Annotated in this window: 14 protein-coding genes; 7 read left to right on the top strand and 7 right to left on the bottom strand. The window is 70.6% G+C overall.

Annotated features, from left to right (window positions below; all coding sequences use genetic code 11):
- The first annotated feature begins 29 nt into the window (after nt 1-29).
- Genes HD596_RS57800 through HD596_RS57790 form a run of 3 tightly spaced genes read left to right on the top strand, consistent with a single transcriptional unit; the run spans nt 30 to nt 3,294 of the window.
- Nucleotides 30-794, top strand: coding sequence for an ATP-binding cassette domain-containing protein (locus tag HD596_RS57800; protein ID WP_185077813.1), 765 nt, complete (start codon nt 30-32; stop codon nt 792-794).
- Entirely contained in the window at nt 791-2,053 is a 1,263-nt protein-coding gene (locus HD596_RS57795) for a sugar ABC transporter permease (protein ID WP_185077812.1), read from the top strand. The genes HD596_RS57800 and HD596_RS57795 overlap by 4 nt, the downstream gene beginning before the upstream one ends.
- 35 nt (nt 2,054-2,088) lie before the next feature.
- Complete coding sequence (locus tag HD596_RS57790) at nt 2,089-3,294, top strand: ROK family transcriptional regulator (protein WP_185077811.1); 1,206 nt, start codon at nt 2,089-2,091, stop codon at nt 3,292-3,294.
- 7 nt (nt 3,295-3,301) lie between these two features.
- On the opposite strand, the gene HD596_RS57785 is transcribed toward HD596_RS57790, so the two are convergent.
- From HD596_RS57785 to HD596_RS57775, 3 genes are all read right to left on the bottom strand, one after another.
- Nucleotides 3,302-3,943 carry a neutral zinc metallopeptidase gene (locus tag HD596_RS57785; protein ID WP_185077810.1) on the bottom strand — a complete coding sequence of 214 codons (642 nt, stop codon included), beginning with the start codon at nt 3,941-3,943 and terminating at the stop codon, nt 3,302-3,304.
- A 160-nt stretch (nt 3,944-4,103) separates the two neighbouring features.
- A complete protein-coding gene (locus HD596_RS57780; protein WP_185077809.1) occupies nt 4,104-4,880 on the bottom strand; it encodes a neutral zinc metallopeptidase in 777 nt (258 codons plus the stop codon).
- A 79-nt stretch (nt 4,881-4,959) separates the two neighbouring features.
- On the bottom strand, nt 4,960-5,850 hold the full coding sequence (locus tag HD596_RS57775) for a neutral zinc metallopeptidase (RefSeq protein ID WP_246555513.1): 891 nt from the start codon (nt 5,848-5,850) through the stop codon (nt 4,960-4,962).
- Between the two features lie 132 nt (nt 5,851-5,982).
- On the opposite strand from HD596_RS57775, the gene dxs reads away from it, so the two are divergent.
- Together dxs and HD596_RS57765 are read left to right on the top strand one after the other, a co-directional pair.
- Nucleotides 5,983-7,863: a 1-deoxy-D-xylulose-5-phosphate synthase gene (gene dxs, locus HD596_RS57770; protein WP_185079408.1), complete on the top strand. Its 1,881-nt coding sequence runs from the start codon at nt 5,983-5,985 to the stop codon at nt 7,861-7,863.
- Nucleotides 7,864-7,989: 126 nt separating this feature from the next.
- Entirely contained in the window at nt 7,990-9,462 is a 1,473-nt protein-coding gene (locus HD596_RS57765) for an amino acid permease (RefSeq protein WP_185077808.1), read from the top strand.
- Between the two features lie 47 nt (nt 9,463-9,509).
- On the opposite strand, the gene HD596_RS57760 is transcribed toward HD596_RS57765, so the two are convergent.
- From HD596_RS57760 to HD596_RS57745, 4 genes are all read right to left on the bottom strand, one after another.
- Nucleotides 9,510-9,893, bottom strand: a complete 384-nt coding sequence (locus HD596_RS57760) for an SSI family serine proteinase inhibitor (RefSeq protein ID WP_185077807.1) — start codon at nt 9,891-9,893, stop codon at nt 9,510-9,512.
- Nucleotides 9,894-9,987: 94 nt separating this feature from the next.
- Nucleotides 9,988-12,078, bottom strand: coding sequence for a 3-hydroxyacyl-CoA dehydrogenase NAD-binding domain-containing protein (locus tag HD596_RS57755; protein WP_185077806.1), 2,091 nt, complete (start codon nt 12,076-12,078; stop codon nt 9,988-9,990).
- Nucleotides 12,075-13,238, bottom strand: coding sequence for a thiolase family protein (locus HD596_RS57750; protein WP_376776176.1), 1,164 nt, complete (start codon nt 13,236-13,238; stop codon nt 12,075-12,077). The genes HD596_RS57755 and HD596_RS57750 overlap by 4 nt, the downstream gene beginning before the upstream one ends.
- A gap of 57 nt (nt 13,239-13,295) precedes the next feature.
- Complete coding sequence (locus HD596_RS57745) at nt 13,296-14,024, bottom strand: hypothetical protein (RefSeq protein ID WP_185077804.1); 729 nt, start codon at nt 14,022-14,024, stop codon at nt 13,296-13,298.
- Between the two features lie 212 nt (nt 14,025-14,236).
- Between HD596_RS57745 and HD596_RS57740 the strand changes: the two genes are divergently transcribed.
- Together HD596_RS57740 and HD596_RS57735 are read left to right on the top strand one after the other, a co-directional pair.
- The gene (locus tag HD596_RS57740; protein ID WP_313047461.1) at nt 14,237-15,721 is read left to right on the top strand and encodes an LCP family protein; all 1,485 of its coding nucleotides are present in this window, start codon (nt 14,237-14,239) and stop codon (nt 15,719-15,721) included.
- A 354-nt stretch (nt 15,722-16,075) separates the two neighbouring features.
- On the top strand, nt 16,076-17,239 hold the full coding sequence (locus tag HD596_RS57735; protein ID WP_185077803.1) for a hypothetical protein: 1,164 nt from the start codon (nt 16,076-16,078) through the stop codon (nt 17,237-17,239).
- Nucleotides 17,240-17,284 lie beyond the last annotated feature (45 nt).

Here is a 17,284-nt window from a genome sequence, read left to right as displayed (position 1 = left end):
ACCGGTCGTGCCCCCTTTTAGGGAGCCCCATGACCCCCCTCCTTGAAGTGCGCGGGATCGACAAGAGCTTCGGCCCGGTGAAGGTGCTGCACGAGGTCGAGTTCGAGGCGTACGCCGGCGAGGTGACGGCCCTGGTCGGAGACAACGGCGCCGGCAAGTCGACCCTGGTCAAGTGCATCGGCGGCATCTACCCGATCGACGCCGGCGAGATCCTGTTCGACGGCCGGCAGGTTCACGTCCACAGCCCCCGTGACGCGGGCGAGCTCGGGATCGAGATCGTGTACCAGGACCTGGCCCTGTGCGACAACCTCGACATCGTCCAGAACATGTTCCTCGGCAGGGAGCGCAAGAACGGGTTCCTGCTCGACGAGGACAGCATGGAGGAGCTGGCCGAGAAGACCCTCAGCGGCCTGTCCGTACGCACGGTGAAGTCCATCAGGCAGCAGGTCTCCAGCCTGTCCGGCGGGCAGCGGCAGACCGTGGCCATCGCCAAGGCCGTGCTGTGGAACAGCAAGGTCGTCATCCTCGACGAGCCGACCGCGGCGCTGGGCGTGGCCCAGACCGCGCAGGTGCTGGAGCTGGTGCGCCGGCTGGCCGACACCGGCCTGGCCGTCGTGCTCATCTCGCACAACATGAACGACGTCTTCGCCGTCTCCGACCGGATCGCGGCCCTCTACCTCGGCAGGATGGCCGCCCAGGTCAAGACCGCCGACGTGACCCACGCCCAGGTCGTCGAACTGATCACCTCAGGCCGCAGCGGGGAACTCGGCCTCAAGAACGGGGTCACCCCATGAGCAAGGTCAAAGAACTGCCCGGCGAGGCCATCGCCGCCGCGACGCAGTCGCCGTCGATCGGCAACAGCTTCCTCGCCTACGTCGAGCGCGTGCGCGGCGGCGACATGGGCGCGCTGCCCGCGGTGCTGGGGCTGGTCGTGCTCTGCACGGTCTTCGCCGTCGCCCGCCCCGCCTTCGTCACCTCGATCAACTTCGCCAACCTGTTCACCCAGGGCGCCGCGATCACCCTGATCGCGATGGGCCTGGTGTTCGTGCTGCTGCTCGGCGAGATCGACCTGTCCGCCGGCTTCGCCAGCGGCGTGTGCGCGGCGGTGCTCGCCGTCACGCTCACCAGCCTGGGCCTGCCCTGGTACGTGTGCGTGCTGGCCGCCATCGTCACCGGCGTGATCATCGGCACGGTGCTCGGCACGCTCGTCGCCAAGGTCGGGATCCCGTCGTTCGTGGTCACGCTGGCCGCCTTCCTGGCCTTCCAGGGCCTGGTCCTGGTGCTGGTCCAGGAGGGCACGAACATCTCCATCCGCGACAGCGTGATCGTCGCCATCGCCAACAAGAACCTGCCGCCCTGGCTGGGCTGGGCGCTCTACGCGGCCTGCGTGGCGGTCTTCGCGGCCGTCCAGCTCCTGCGGGCCAGGAAGCGCACCAAGCGCGGGCTGACGGCCGACCCGATGTCGCTGATCGCCGCCCGCGTGGGCGCGCTGGCGGTGCTGGCCGGGCTCGCGGTCTACGTGCTCAACCTGGAGCGCAGCCGCAACCCGGCGCTGGTCTCGCTCACCGGCGTGCCGATCGTGGTGCCGATCATCCTGGTGCTGCTGGTCGCGTGGACTCTGGTGCTGCGCCGTACCGCGTTCGGACGCCACCTCTACGCGGTCGGCGGCAACACCGAGGCCGCCCGCCGGGCCGGCATCCCCGTGGACCGGATCAAGATCAGCGCGTTCGTGATCTGCTCCTCGATGGCCGCGGTCGGCGGGATCGTGGCCGCCTCCAGGGCCAGCTCGGTCGACCCGAACACGGGCGGCAGCTCCGTCCTGCTGTACGCGGTCGGCGCGGCGGTCATCGGCGGCACGAGCCTGTTCGGCGGCAAGGGCAGGGTGCTGGACGCCGTGCTCGGCGGCGCCGTGGTGGCGGTCATCGAGAACGGCATGGGTCTGATGGGGTATGGGGCCAGCGTGAAGTACCTGGTCACGGGGTCCGTCCTGCTGCTGGCCGCGGGCGTGGACGCCCTGGCCCGCAAACGGGCGTCGGCCGCTGGTCTAAGGTGATCAGCGACTCTCAGCCCCCGAAGGAATACCAGACGATGCGTGCCGGCCCTTCCCAAGAGGACATCAGGCGCCACAATCTCGGCGCGCTGCTTCGCCATGTCCATCTGGGCGGGCCGATCTCGCGCGCCGAGCTGACCTCGAGGATGGGGCTCAACCGCAGCACGATCATGGCGCTGACCTCGGACCTCACCGCGGCCGGGCTGGTGCGCGAGGAGCTGCCCCGCGAGACGGGCCGCGCGGGGCGGCCCTCGCTCGTGGTGCGGCCGGAGTCGGCCCGGGTCTACGTGTTCGCGTTCGACGTGGGCCCCGACCGGCTGGCGGTGGCCCGCGTGGGGCTGGGCGGGGTGATCCTCGACCGCCGTGAGACGACCCGCGAGCGCGGGAAGTTCGTGCTGGACGAGCTGACCGGGGCGCTGTCCGGCTTCGCCCGGCAGATGCGGCGCAAGACCAGGGACGACACCGTCTGCGTGGGCGCGGCGGCGGCGGTGTCCGGCGGCGTGCGCAAGGCCGACGGCGTGGTGCGGTTCTCACCCAACCTGCTGGCCGAGGAGATCCCGTTCGGCGAGGAGCTGGGCCGCCGGCTCGGCCTCGGGCTGCCGGTCAGCGTGGGCAACGACGCCAACCTGGGCGCCCTCGCCGAGCACAGCCGGGGCGTCGGCGCCGCCGTCAGGGACCTCATCTACCTGCACGGCGACGTGGGCATCGGCGGCGGCATCATCGCGGGCGGCCACCTGCTCGGCGGCCACGACGGCTACGGCGGCGAGGTCGGCCACATGGTCGTCAACCCCGGCGGGCGCGCCTGCGGCTGCGGGTCCCACGGGTGCCTGGAGGCGGAGGTGGGGGAGCGGGCGCTGCTGGAGGCGGCGGGCCGCATCGGCCCCGGGCAGCACGGGCGCGACGCGGTGCGCGCCGTGGTGGAGGCCGCCGACCGGGGCGACATCGGCGCGCAGGACGCGCTGAAGAAGGTCGGCGACTGGCTCGGCCTCGGCGTGGCGAACCTGGTCAACATCTTCAACCCCGAGATGGTCATCTTCGGGGGCATCCTCCGGGAGATCTACCTGGGGTCCGCCGCGCGGGTGCGTTCCCAGCTCGCCCTGCACGCGATGGCGCCGCAGCGGGAGCGGCTGCGGCTGCGCACGGCGTCGCTCGGCGACGCCGCCCCGCTGGTGGGCGCGGCCGAGCTGGCCTTCGCCAACGTCCTCGCCGACCCTCTGGAGGTCCTCGCCCGGGCCAACGCCTAGACCCTCGTCAGCGGACCTTCGACGTGGCGGCCGTCCAGGTGTTGCAGAAGCCCGTGGCCCCGCCGCGGTAGCCGCGCTCCTGCCAGAAGGCGAGGTTGCGGGGCTTGCCGTGGATCTCGCTCTCGTCGGCCCTGCGTACCGCGTCGATCCAGTCGTCCCACTCGATCCCCGGTCTGATCGACTCCAGCGTGGCGCTGTACAGGACGCCGGCGAAGCACTCGGCCTGCATCTCCAGCCGGTGGCTCAGCAGGGCCCGCGCGCTGTCGGACGCCTGCCAGGACAGCGCGTTCTGCGCGTCCAGCACCCCGATGAGCTGCTGCACGTGGTGTCCCCACTCGTGGGCGACGGAGTGCGCGATGTTCATCCTGAAGGGGTCGCGCAGGTCGTGCTTCATGATCCGGATGGCGATCGTGCGCTGCTCGGGGCAGTACTGCGCGCCGTTGCTGGTGATCTCCCCGCAGACGGAGTCGCTCCCGGTCGTGATCGTGACCTCGGGCGGCGCGTACGGCAGGCGGGCCCGCGCGAACCGCCCGGCCCAGAAGCGGTCGGCGCATCCGGCCATCGCCCGGTAGAACGTCTTGAGCGAGGCGACGCTGCCCGGACGGATGTCCGGGACCTCGCAGGTCTGCGCGACCACGTCCCCGCCCATGTCTTCCAGAAGGCCGGCCTGCGCGATGCGCGACGCCGCCCGGGCCGGCCCGGAGAAAAGCCCGGCGAAAGGCCCGGAGAAAGCCGCTGAGAAAAGCAGCAGACCCGCGACCATGCCCGCTAAGAGCGATATGCGCACGATCGCGGATCTTAGAGGACTTTTACGACACTTGGGACTTCGGAGCCTTCCAGGTGTTGCAGCCGCCGGCCGACTCGGTGTCGAAGCCGCGCTTGAGCCAGGTGCCGGTGTTCTTGGCGTTGCCGTGCGTCTTCTCGCCCCAGTTCTCGACCTTCACGCCGAGGGCGGACAGGTTGAGGCCGGTGCCGCCGTTCCTGACCCAGTAGGTGAAGTCGGTCTCCTGGCGGCCGAGCGAGTGCCAGACGCTGCCGGTGAACACGCCGGACAGGCACTCCGCCTGCAGTTCGATCCGCCGGCTCTCGTCGAGCACCCGGGCCTGGTTCTTGCCGTTGTACGGCGTGAAGGCCTTGAACATGCCCGTGAGCTGCTGGATGTGGTGGCCGTACTCGTGGGCCAGGACCAGCATCAGCATCAGGTCGTTCGGCTCTTCGACAAGGTTGGAGCTGGCGAAATAGGTGATCTTCTTGTTGGTCGAGCAGTACAGGGCCTGCACGCCGCCCTCGGGGAATTTGCCGCATCCGGTCTGTGCGCCGGGCTTGCTGATCACCTGCATGGTGGGCTTGGTGAATTTGAAGCCCGCCTTCTTCACCTTGGGCTCCCAGGCGGCGTTGAGGCAGTCGAGCACGACCTCCAGGTAGCCCTTGACCTCGTCCAGGGTGCCGGACTGCACCTTCGGCTCCTTGCACGTGTCGAAGCCGAGCTTGCCGGTCTTGTAGATCGGGCTTTTCGCCAGTACGGGCTTGTACGCCGGCGCAGCGGTGGCCGCGTGGGCCGTTCCGGCGAAGAGCAGGCTCGCCATAGCGCCTGCCATAAGCGCCAATCGGGGGATACGCATGAGAAGGCACCCTATTGAATGTGGGGTTCCAGGTAAAGGAAGATTAAAGCGTGTTGCGGGCCGCGGCGGCCCAGGTGTTGCACGCGCCCGGACCGCCGCGGTTGAAGCCCCGCGTCATCCAGGCCGCCTGCGTCGGGCCTTTGCCGTGGTCGTTCTGGGGCCAGCCCTTGGCGCCGTTCTTCCTGAACCAGTCGACCGTGTACGCCCAGTCGGCGTCGGTGACCAGTGCCGTTCCCTTCATCGTGCTCATGAAGACCGAGGAGAAGCACTCCGCCTGCAGCTCCGAATTGCGCGAGAGCTGCAGCCGCTTCGCCTTGCCGGCGACGTTCCTGGCGGTCCAGTAGTAGTTCCAGATGCCGGAGATCTGCTGGACGTGGTGCCCGTACTCGTGGGCGATCAGGCGGGTGATGCCCAGCGGGAACGGGTTGCGCAGCTGGTCCTTGCTGATCATCAGGTACATCGTGCGGTCGGTGGAGCAGTAGACGCCGTCGGCGCCGGTGTTCCACGTGCCGCAGGGCGTCCTGACCTTGGCGGTGATGATGCGCAGCCGCGGCTTGGCGAAGGGCAGCCCGGCCTTGCGGAACTGGGCGCCCCACGCCTTGTTGAGGCAGTTGGTCACGCGGGTCAGGAAGCGCCGGTACGCGGTCATGCTCCCGGCCGGCAGGTCGCCGGGTGCGCAGTTGACGTCGGCCAGGCGCCCGGTCCGGTACAGCGGGTTCGCCGTCGCCAGCGCCCGGCCGATCGAAGGCCCCTTCTTCGACTCGCTGGACCCCTTGGCCGGCGGGGACGAGAGCTGCCGGGCCGCCCCGTTCCGCGACTCCGACGAGGGGGTGGCCACGCCGGCCAGCACGACCACCAAACCGGCCGCTGCCAGGGCAAGTGCCAGCATGGCGACCGCCAGCGCCACGAGTTTGCTTTTGGGGGCAGAGTTCATATGCTCCGAAAAACTATCCCAAGATCAGACATATGTGGGTGGATTTGACTCGATGGAGTCAGTGAGGCGGGAGCGAACTAGACTCGGGTCAACGGCGCACAAAGGCAGAGGGGAGTCGGATCCGTGAGCGGGTTGCTGGGCTCGATAGAGGGACCGCATGACGTCAAACGGCTCACTGTCGAGGAGCTGCCGCGGCTTGCGGGGGAGATCCGCGACCTGCTGGTCGACTCGTGCGCCAGGTTCGGCGGCCACCTGGGCCCCAACCTCGGCGTGGTCGAGCTCACCATCGCCATCCACCGGGTCTTCGACTCCCCGAACGACCCCGTCGTCTGGGACACCGGCCACCAGTCCTACGTGCACAAGGTCCTCACCGGACGGGCCGCCGGCTTCGAGGCGCTCAAGCAGGAGGGCGGCCTGTCGGGCTACCCGAGCCAGGCCGAGTCCGAGCACGACTTCGTGGAGAACTCCCACGCCTCGACCGCGCTGTCCTACGCCGACGGCCTGGCCAAGGCGTTCAAGCTGCGCGGCGAGCAGGACCGCACGGTCGTGGCGGTGATCGGCGACGGCGCGCTGACCGGCGGCATGGCCTGGGAGGCGCTCAACAACATCGCCGCCGCCAAGGACCTCCGGCTCGTGATCGTGGTCAACGACAACGGCCGCTCCTACTCGCCCACCATCGGCGGCCTGGCCTCCCACCTGTCCTCCCTGCGGGTCAACCGCAGATACGAGGACTTCCTCGACTACGTCAAGGACAAGTTGGGGAACGTTCCCGTGCTCTACGACGCCCTGCACGGCTTCAAGAAGGGCGTCAAGGACGTCCTGGCCCCGCAGGTGATGTTCGAGGACCTCGGGCTCAAATACGTCGGCCCCATCGACGGCCACGACGAGCAGGCCATGGAGGCGGCGCTGCGCAAGGCCCGCGACTTCCGCGGCCCCGTCATCGTCCACGCCCTCACCCAGAAGGGCCGCGGCTACACGCCCGCGGAGAACCACGACGAGGACCAGTTCCACTCGCCCGGCGCCTTCGACCGGGCCACCGGCGCGGAGAAGCCCAAGCCGCGCATCTGGACCAACGTCTTCAGCGAGGAGCTCGTCCGGCTCGGCAAGGAGCGCGAGGACCTCGTCGCGATCACCGCGGCCATGCTCCACCCGACGGGTCTCAACGCCTTCGCCGACGCCTACCCCGACCGCATCTACGACGTCGGCATCGCCGAGCAGCACGCGCTGACCAGCGCCGCCGGCCTCGCCCTCGGCGGCATGCACCCGGTCGTGGCCGTCTACGCCACCTTCCTCAACCGGGCCTTCGACCAGCTCCTCATGGACGTCGCGCTGCACCGGCTGCCCGTCACGGTGGTGCTCGACCGGGCCGGCGTCACCGGCGACGACGGCGCCAGCCACAACGGCATGTGGGACCTGTCGATCCTGCAGGTCGTCCCCGGGCTGCGGGTCGCGGTGCCGCGCGACGGCGACCGGCTGACCGAGCTGCTGCGCGAGGCCGTCCAGGTCACCGACGGCCCGACCGTGCTGCGCTTCCCCAAGGGCCCGGTCGCCGAGCCGGTCGAGCCGGTGGGCAAGCTGGGCGAGATGGACCTGCTGCGCACCCCCAAGGGCGACCCCGACGTGCTGCTGGTCGGCGTGGGCCCGATGGCGCAGGTCTGCATGGACGCCGCCGTCCTGCTCGACGCACAGGGGATCGGGGCCACCGTGGTCGACCCCCGCTGGGTCAAGCCGCTCGACGAGGCGCTCGTGCTGGCCGCGAGCGCCCACAAGCTGGTGGCCGTCGTCGAGGACAACGGCCGCGTGGGCGCCGTGGGCGACGCCGTGGCCCGCCTGCTGCGCGACGCCGACGTCGACGTGCCCGTGCGCACGTACGGCATCCCGCAGGAGTTCCTCGACCACGCCAAGCGCGCCGCGATCCTCGCCAGGATCGGCCTGACCGGGCAGGACCTCGCCCGGCAGATCACCGAGGCGGTCGCCAAGCGGACCTCCCACGAGGTGCCCGCCCGCCACTGAGCACCCGGCACGGCGCGGCGGTGATCACCGGCACGGTGATCGCCGCCGCTTCATGTTCCTGTCCCGACGGTGAGACTGGATCCCGGCCACGCATGATCACTCAGGGCGGGGGAAGGATCACCGGGCGTGGACATCTTTCGCACGAAGAGTGTCGAGCAGTCGATCCGTGACACCGAGGATCCGGAGCACCAGCTGCGCAAACGCCTGACGGCCACCGACCTGACGGTCTTCGGCATCGGGGTGATCGTCGGCACCGGGATCTTCGTGCTCACGGGACAGGTCGCCAAGGAGGTGGCGGGCCCGGCGGTGGCGCTGTCGTTCGTCGTCGCGGGCATCGTCTGCGGGCTGGCGGCCCTGTGCTACGCCGAGTTCGCCTCCACGATCCCGGTCGCCGGTTCGGCCTACACCTTCGCCTTCGCCACCCTGGGCGAGTTCCCCGCCTGGGTGATCGGCTGGGACCTGACCCTGGAACTGGCGCTGGCCGCGGCCGTGGTGGCGGTCGGCTGGTCGGGCTACTTCGCCTCGATGCTGGCCTCCGTCGGCATCCATCTGCCCGCCTCGCTCGCGGGCGAGAACCCCGTGGTGAACGTGCCCGCCATCCTCATCGTCCTCCTCCTCACCGTGATTCTGGTGATCGGGATCAAGGTCTCCTCGCGGGTCAACCTCATCCTCGTGATCACGAAGATCACGGTCGTGCTGCTGGTGATCGTGGCCGGGCTGTTCTTCGTCAAGGGGGCCAACTACACGCCGTTCATCCCCGAGGCGGTGTCCACGCCGCGGGTGGAAGGGCTGAAGGCGCCGCTGGTCCAGGTGCTGTTCGGCGTCACGCCGGTCGCCTTCGGCGTGATGGGCATCTTCTCCGCCGCGGCGATCGTGTTCTTCGCCTTCATCGGCTTCGACATCGTGGCCACCGCCGCCGAGGAGACCATCCACCCGCAGCGCGACGTGCCGCGCGGCATCCTCGGCTCGCTGGCCATCTGCACGGCCCTGTACGTGGCCGTCTCGCTCGTCGTGGTCGGCATGCAGCGCTACGACCGGCTCAGCACCTCGGCGCCGCTGTCCGACGCGTTCATCTCGGTCGGCTACGGCTGGCTGGCCACGATCATCAGCGTCGGCGCCATCGCCGGCCTGACGACCGTGGTGCTCGTCCTGCTGCTGGGCCAGACCCGGGTGCTCTTCGCGATGTGCCGCGACGGGCTGCTGCCGCGCCCGCTGGCCAAGGTCCACCCCCGCTACGGCACGCCGGCCCGGCTCACGATCATCATCGGCGTGGTGACGATGGCGCTGGCCGGGTTCGTGTCGTTCGGCGAGCTGGCCGAGCTGGTCAACATCGGCACGCTCTTCGCGTTCGTGGTGGTCTCGATCGGGGTGGTCATCCTCCGGCGCACCCGGCCCGACCTGCCGAGGGCCTTCCGCGCGCCGCTCGTGCCCGTGCTGCCGGTCCTGTCGGTGCTGGCCTGCCTCTACCTCATGCTCAACCTGCCGGTGCAGACGTGGCTGAGGTTCCTGATCTGGATGGCCATCGGCGTCGTCATCTACTTCCTCTACGGCTACCGCCACAGCAGGACGGTGCAGGCCCGCGTCAAGAGCGGCGGCTGAGGGGGCGGGCGCGCGCCGGGCGGCGCGCGCCCCACCCTCGGGGCCGGTCAGATCGCGACGACGGCTCCCACCGCGGCCTTCATCGTGCAGCCGTTGCCGAAGACCTTGGCCCACTGCACCGCCCTGCCCTGCCACCGGCCGGCCACCACGACGGCGTGCGGCTGCAGTTCCTTCGTGCAGATGGCGTCCGGCGTGACGTTGAGCCGTTCGGGGTGCCCGTCGACCTTCTCCAGCAGCCGGCAGGCCGCCCGCGCGTTGGGGTGGGTGCCTCCCGCGGGCCCGCAGTTGAGCCAGGCCGTCCTCGTCTCGCCGTCCTTGGCGGCGTCGACGATCTTGAGCTGCGCCTTCGGGGGCGGCGCGGCCACGGCGGGCGACGACCCGCCCAGCAGGAAGGCTCCGCAGAGCGCGATGGCGCCGAGTGCTCTCATCATGAATACTCTCCGTTCGTAGAACGGTACTCAACGCTACGACGGAGAGCGGTAAGGGTTGAAGGAGGCCCGCCGGGGCGGGCCTCCTTCAACGGATTCAGGCAGGCAGCGAGGCCACGCCGGGCGGCAGGAACCGCGGCTGGGCGACGCCCGTCCTGTCCAGGTACGGGGTGATCCCGCCCAGGTGGAACGGCCAGCCGGCCCCGAGGATCATGCACAGGTCGATGTCCTGCGGCGCGGCGACCACGCCCTCGTCCAGCATGATGCGGACCTCCCTGGCCAGCGCCGCCAGGACGCGCTCGCGCACCTGCTCGGCGGTGGACGGCGACGTGCCGCCGGAGAAGAGGGCGACCGCCTCCGGGTCGAGCGTGAAGTCGGGCCGGTAGACGCCCGGCTTGCCCGCGGCGACCAGCTTGGCCATGTTCTCCGAGACGCCGAAGCGGTCGGGGAAGGCCTCGTGCAGCGTCTCTGCGACGTGCAGGCCGACGGCCGGGCCGACGAGCTGCAGCAGCGCGAACGGCGACATCGGCAGCCCGAGCCCGTCCAGCGCGTGCTCGGCCACCTCCAGCGGCGTGCCCTCGTCCACGGCCGACACGACCTCGCCCATGAAGCAGGTCAGCAGCCGGTTGACCACGAACGCCGGGGCGTCCTTGACCAGGACCGACGACTTCTTCAGCGACTTGCCCACCGCGAACGCCGTGGCCAGCGTGGCGTCGTCCGTCGCGGCGCCGCGGATGATCTCCAGCAGCGGCATGACGGCGACGGGGTTGAAGAAGTGGAAGCCGACCAGCCGCTCGGGGTGCGCCAGCCCGGCGCCCATCTCGGTCAGGGAGAGGGAGGAGGTGTTCGTGGCCAGCACGCACTCGGCCGAGACCACGGCCTCCACCTCGGCGAACACCTGCTTCTTGACCGCCATGTCCTCGAACACGGCCTCGATCACGAAGTCGGCGTCGGCGAAGGCGTCCTTCGTCAGCGACCCGGTCACCAGGGCCTTGAGCCGGTTGGCCTGGTCGGCCGAGACGCGGCCCTTGCCGAGGAGCTTGTCGACCTCGGCGTGCACGTACCCGACGCCCTTGTCGAGGCGGGCCTGGTCGAGGTCGGTCAGCACGACCGGCACCTCCAGGCGGCGCGCGAACAGCAGCGCCATCTGCGAGGCCATCAGCCCCGCACCCACCACGCCGACCTTGGTGACCTTGCGGGCCAGCGACCGGTCGGGCGCGCCCGCGGGCCGCTTGGCGCGGCGCTGCACCAGGTCGAACGAGTAGAGCCCGGCCCGCAGCTCGTCGCCCATCAGCAGGTCGGCCAGCGCCTCGTCCTCGGCGGCGAAGCCCTCGTCGCGGGAGGCCGTGCGGGCCTGGGCGATCAGGTCGAGCGCGCGGTAGGGGGCGGGCGAGGCGCCGCGCAGCTTCATGTCCACCAGGAAGCGCGCGTCGGCGACCGTCTTGTCCCAGTCCTCCTCATGGGCGGGCCGCTCCACGGCCAGCTCGCCCTTGACCACGCGGGCGGCCCAGCGCAGCGACTCCTCCAGGAAGTCGGCCGGCTCGAACATCGCGTCCGCGACGCCCAGCTCGTACGCCTCCTTGCCCTTGACCATGCGGTTCTGCGAGAGCGGGTTCTCGATGACGAGCTTGATCGCCTTCGCCGGGCCGATCAGGCGGGGCAGGAGCTGCGTGCCGCCCCAGCCTGGCACCAGGCCGAGGAAGCACTCCGGCAGCGCCACCGCGGGCACGCCCGAGGAGATGGTCCGGTACGTGCAGTGCAGCGCCACTTCCAGCCCGCCGCCCATCGCGGCGCCGTTCACGAACGCGAACGACGGGATCGCCAGCTCGCCCAGCCGGCGGAACACGTGGTGGCCCAGCGCGCCGATGGCCAGGGCCTCCTCCCGCGTGGCCAGCGCGGCCGCGCCCTTGAGGTCGGCGCCGACGGCGAAGATGAACGGCTTGCCGGTCACGCCCACCGCGGCCAGGTCGGTGCGCTCGGCGATCTCCGACAGCGCGCCGTTGAGCGCGAACAGGCCGTTCGGGCCGAAGGTGTTGGGCTTGGTGTGGTCGAAGCCGTTGTCCAGCGTGATCAGCGCCATCGTGCCGGCGCCGTAGGGGAGCTGGACGTCGCGCACGAGCGCCTTGGTGACGACTTCGTCGGTGCTGCGCCCGCCCAGCAGCGCCCGCCAGTTCTCGACCTTGCTCATGCGAGGTTCTCCCAGATCACAGTGCCGCCCATGCCCATGCCGACGCACATGGTGGTGATGCCGTACCGCACGTCGGGACGCTCGCCGAACTGCCGCGCGAGCTGCGTCATCAGCCGCACGCCCGAGGAGGCGAGCGGGTGTCCGTAGGCGATCGCGCCGCCGTACTGGTTCACGCGGGGATCGTCGTCGGCGATCCCGAAGTGGTCGAGGAACGCCAGCACCTGGACGGCGAACGCCTCGTTGATCTCGAACAGCCCGATGTCGGAAATGTCGAGGCCGGCCAGCCGGAGCGCCCGCTCCGTGGACGGGATCGGCCCGACGCCCATGACCTCGGGGTCCACGCCCGCGAACGCGTAGGAGACGAGCCGCATCTTCGCGCCCAGCCCCAGCTCGTCGGCGACCTCCCTGGCGGCCACGACGCACCCGGTGGCGCCGTCGTTGATGCCTGAGGAGTTGCCCGCCGTGACGTTGCCGTGCGGCCGGAACGGCGTCTTGAGCGCGCTCAGCCCCTCCACCGTGGTGCCGGGCCGCGGCGCCTCGTCCTCGACCGCCAGGCCCCAGCCCTTCTCGGCCGTCCTGATCGCGGTCGGCACCAGGTCGGGCTGGATCTTGCCGTCGGCGTACGCCTTGGCGGCCCGCTCCTGCGACAGCACCGCGTACGCGTCCGCGCGGCCCTTGGTGATGTGCGGGTAGCGGTCGTGCAGGTTCTCCGCCGTCATGCCCATGACCAGCGCGCTCGGGTCGACCAGCTTCTCCGACAGGAAACGCGGGTTCGGGTCGACGCCCTCGCCCATCGGGTGGCGGCCCATGTGCTCGACGCCGCCGGCGATGGCCACGTCGTACGCGCCGAACGCGATGCCGCCCGCGACCGTGGTGACCGCGGTCATCGCGCCCGCGCACATGCGGTCGATGGCGTAGCCGGGCACGCTCTTGGGCAGCCCGGCCAGCACCGCCGCCGCCCGGCCGATGGTCAGGCCCTGGTCGCCGATCTGCGTGGTCGCGGCGATGGCGACCTCGTCCACTCGCTCCGGGGGCAGGTTGGGATTGCGCCGGACGAGCTCGCGGATGACGCGGACGACCAGGTCGTCGGCGCGGGTCTCCGCGTACAGCCCTTTCGGTCCCGACCTGCCGAAGGGCGTGCGCACGCCGTCGACGAACACGACGTCACGAGAGGAAGGCACGGATTCGCTCCTCGTTGTTAGGGTTCCGTGCCTATGCTACTCGTCAGTAACTACTCCGCAGACGAGGGCGGCGGTCAGCAATGTGTAAACGACCACCGTGGCCGGCTCCCAGAGATGGGCGCGGGCCCCGACCAGGGCCGCGACCGCCACGGCCGCGCCCGTCCAGAGCGCCGCGCCCTCTCTCCGGCGCGCGCCTCGGCCGGGGTCCCACGGATCGCCAGGTGACCCGCCCGACCGCAGGGCGCGCGCCAGTGTCCCCAACGCGTCACGTGCCCACCAGAGGACGAACAACACCCCTGTCGCCAGACTCATCAGCGCCAGCGCCTCGGTGGCCCGGCCCAGGGAGTCGGCGAAGCCGTACAGGGCGGCCTCCCGGAACAGGCGCGGCGCGGTCCAGCCGAGCAGCAGCGTCACCGCCCAGCAGCAGGCCACGGCCAGCCGGCTGAGGGGGCGCACGCGGCCGGTGCGGGGGGCGGCGTACAGCTCGCGTTCTTTGCGGTGGACGTGCCGGGCGTGGGTGCCCCAGACGTACTGGGTGATCGCCAGGGCGGGCACCGCGGCCGCGAAGACCACCAGCGACAGCACGGCCAGCGGCAGCGTCTGCTCCCTGGTCTGCGCCCGGTCGGCGAGCAGCTGCGCGGTGGCCAGCAGCGCGATCGAGGCGGAGAGCGCGACGAAGGCCCGGCGGCGGGCGGTCCTGGCCCTGGCCCGCAGCCCGGCCAGCTCCTGGGCGCCTGGAGGGGGCGCCATCTCGGTCAACAGCATGAATGTCATCATGGCGTCACTCTGCGTGGTGACGCCCTGGATTCTCGTGCTTTGGATGGAGCTCCTCGCCCGGCACGCAACAGTGGCAGCCCCGAGGATTGCCACTTTTATCTGCAAGGCGCGACAGTCCTGGAATCATCGGTAACTCGGGGAGCCGCGCGCCGCCACCTGGCGGTACGCGTCTGTCGTGTGGGGTGGGTGAAGGGGGGCGCGTGAGGCAGAGTCCGGAACACGTGGGGGATGCTCCGCCGCGGCGCAGGAGGCGGCGCGAGCGCGGCCCGCGATGGCGGGTCTCCATGCTGGGGTGGGTCGGCATCGGGCTGACCCTGGTGCTGGTGTTCGTCTCGGTCGGGGCGTACGCGTACTACCGGTACGTCGAGGGCGAGATCCCCCGCGAGCCCGTTGACGTCGGCCCGAGCCGTCCGCCGGACACCGGCGCGCTCAACGTCCTGCTCGTCGGCTCCGACTCCCGTGAGGGCGACAACAAGAAGTACGGCCCCCACCTCAAGGAGCTCGGCGAGCGCACCGACACGATCATGCTGCTGCACATCTCCCCGAACCGGGACAAGGCCACCATGATCAGCTTCCCGCGCGACTCCATGGTCATGATCCCGGAGTGCAAGAGCCGTACCGGCGCCGTGATCCCCGGGGGCCTGCGCCAGATCAACGCCGCCTTCAACGAGGGCGGCATCAACTGCACGATCAAGACCCTCGAGTCGCTCACCGCCATCAGGATCGACCACTTCGTGAAGGTCGACTTCACCGGGTTCAAGGGCATCATCGACGCCATCGGCGGCATCGAGATCTGCCTGCCCAAGGCCGTCAACGACCCCAAGGCGAAGCTGGTGCTCAGCGCGGGCCGGCACGTGGTCACCGGCGAGCAGGCGCTGGGGTACGTGCGCGCCCGCTACTCGCTGGGCGACGGCAGCGACCTGAGCAGGATCCAGCGCCAGCAGGTCTTCCTCACCAAGGTGCTGCAGGCGGTCACCGACGGCGGCCTGCTCACCGACCCGGCCAAGCTGAACTCGTTCCTGCTGGCCGCCACCAAGGCCGTCACGCTGGACGACCAGCTCACGCTCGACCGCATGGTGGAGATCGCCTTCAGCGTCAAGGGCCTGACGGCCAAGGAGCTCAAGGGCATCACGGTGCCCACCGAGCCCTACCCGGCCGACAAGAACCGGGTCCAGTTCAGCCAACCCGCCGCCCGCGACTTCTTCGAGAGCGTGCGCAACGACGTCGAGGTCACCGCCGCCCCGGCGCCCGGCAAGTCCGCCGGGCCCAAGATCGAGAACAAGCAGGTGCGCGTCCAGGTGCTCAACGGCACGGGGGAGCAGGGCAAGGCGCTCAAGGTGGCCGACGCGCTGGCCGCCCAGGGGTTCGTGATCACGGAGGTCGGCAACGTCGCCGCCACCCCGAAGACCGCCCTGCGGTACGCCAAGAAGGACGCCGCCGACGGGCCCGCCTACGGGGACGCGGTGGCGGCGCGGCTGTCGAAGGAGAAGAGGACGCCCGTGGCCGGCAAGGTCAGGCCGGTCACCACGCAGCCGTACAAGTCCAAGGCCGGCGTCGAGGTCCCCGACGGGCCGATCATCCAGCTCGTCATCGGGGCGGACTGGCCGGGCGTGCGCGTCGTGTCGGCGATCCCCGACTCCCTCAAGGACAAGGTCGTCGACTCCAGCACCAACCCCTGCCTGTGACCCCTTGACCGTGCTCCCTGACAGGCCGCCCGCGACCCCCCTCCGGGCGGCCTGTGACCTGTCGCGCCCCGCGACGCCGGAGCGTGCCCGCGCGGGTGAACTCCGTGGTCAAAGGGGGTGCCGGAGGGCTGATCGGCTCACCAACAGCGTGCCCTCGATCTCCCAGAGTGACGAAAGTTACAGAGAGTGTTTTTAGGGAAACATGTGAAATTTCCGGACAAGTGATGGTCGGGTCTGTTAAGAAGGGCGCGGTCCGAATTCGTACTAGAGAGGTTCATCGTGGCGCGCGACGAGAACGACAGGCCTTACGAGGATGGGCAGGGGAGGTCGTTAAACCCGGATCTGACGGGCGACGTGCTTTCCCCACGGTGGAGCACCGATGACACCGACGAGCAGCCCGCCATCCAGGTCGTCGGCAACGAGACCTACATCCTCCCCCTCGACAAGAGCGAGCCCCAGCTCATCGGGGGCCGTGACCTGCTCGACGACAGCCCGCACGACGTCCTCGGCGGTCAGGGCGACCCGCTCGACGCGGACCGGCGCGACGTGTACGGCGACCCGCTCGACGTGGGGGGCCAGCGTGACATGTACGTGGCCGGTGACCCGCTCGACGGCGGCAGTCGCGACGTCTACGTGGCCGGCGACCCGCTCGACGGGAGCCACCGCGACGTGTACGGCGGGGCCAGCGGCCCCCACGACGTCCTGGACGCCAACGACCTGGGCGGACCCAGCGGCTCCCACCGCATCGAGGACGACAACCCGTACCTCCCGCTCGACCGCGGCTACGACGGCGGGCTCGACGACGACCGCGACGACGACCGGCCCAAGCGCGGCTTCCTCGGCTCGGGCTGGACGGAGGATTCGGACGACAAGCGCCCGGAGGACAGGCGTTCGGGCGGCCGTTCCAGCGGCGGCGGCAATGGCGACGACGACGGCGAGGTGCGCCGGCGCACCAGGAAGCTGCTGGTGGTCGCGGCCGCGGTCGTGCTGGTCGGCGTGGGCGCCGGTTTCATGCTCACGGGCAACTCCTCCGACGACCCCTGCAAGGGCGGTCAGTGCGCCAGCGCGGGCGAGGTGACGAGCCCCTCCGAGAGCGCGGTCCCCGAGGACACGGCCTCGGAGGAGGAGACTCCCGAGACCGAGGACACGGACGCCCCGGAGCCGACCGAGTCCGAGTCCGACACCCCGGAGACGACCGCGCCCACGCGGGCGGCCCGGCCCACGCGCGAGCCCTCGGCCCGTCCGACGAACACGCGCATCGGCGAGCCGACGGCGAAGGCGAGTGCCAGGCCCACCCGCGCCCCGCAGAACCAGACGAACGGCGGCGACGACAGCCCGCGCACGACGAGCGACACGGACAACCGGGACAACAGGGACAACACGGTGTCGACCAAGGCGCCGGAGTCGAAGTCCACCCAGGCTCCGTCCACGCAGGCGCCGCCGCAGACCCAGGCGCCCGCCCCCACGCCCACCAAGGAGAGCAAGGGACTTCTGGACATCCTGTTCCCCTGGGCCTGAGACATGCGAGGATGCGGATCCGGGTGCTGATCTGGCAGACTTGGA

Source organism: Nonomuraea jabiensis (assembly GCF_014204795.1).
GTDB lineage: Bacteria > Actinomycetota > Actinomycetes > Streptosporangiales > Streptosporangiaceae > Nonomuraea > Nonomuraea jabiensis.
Note: the sequence above shows the minus strand (reverse complement) of the source record. Positions and strands in the feature narration are given on the sequence as shown.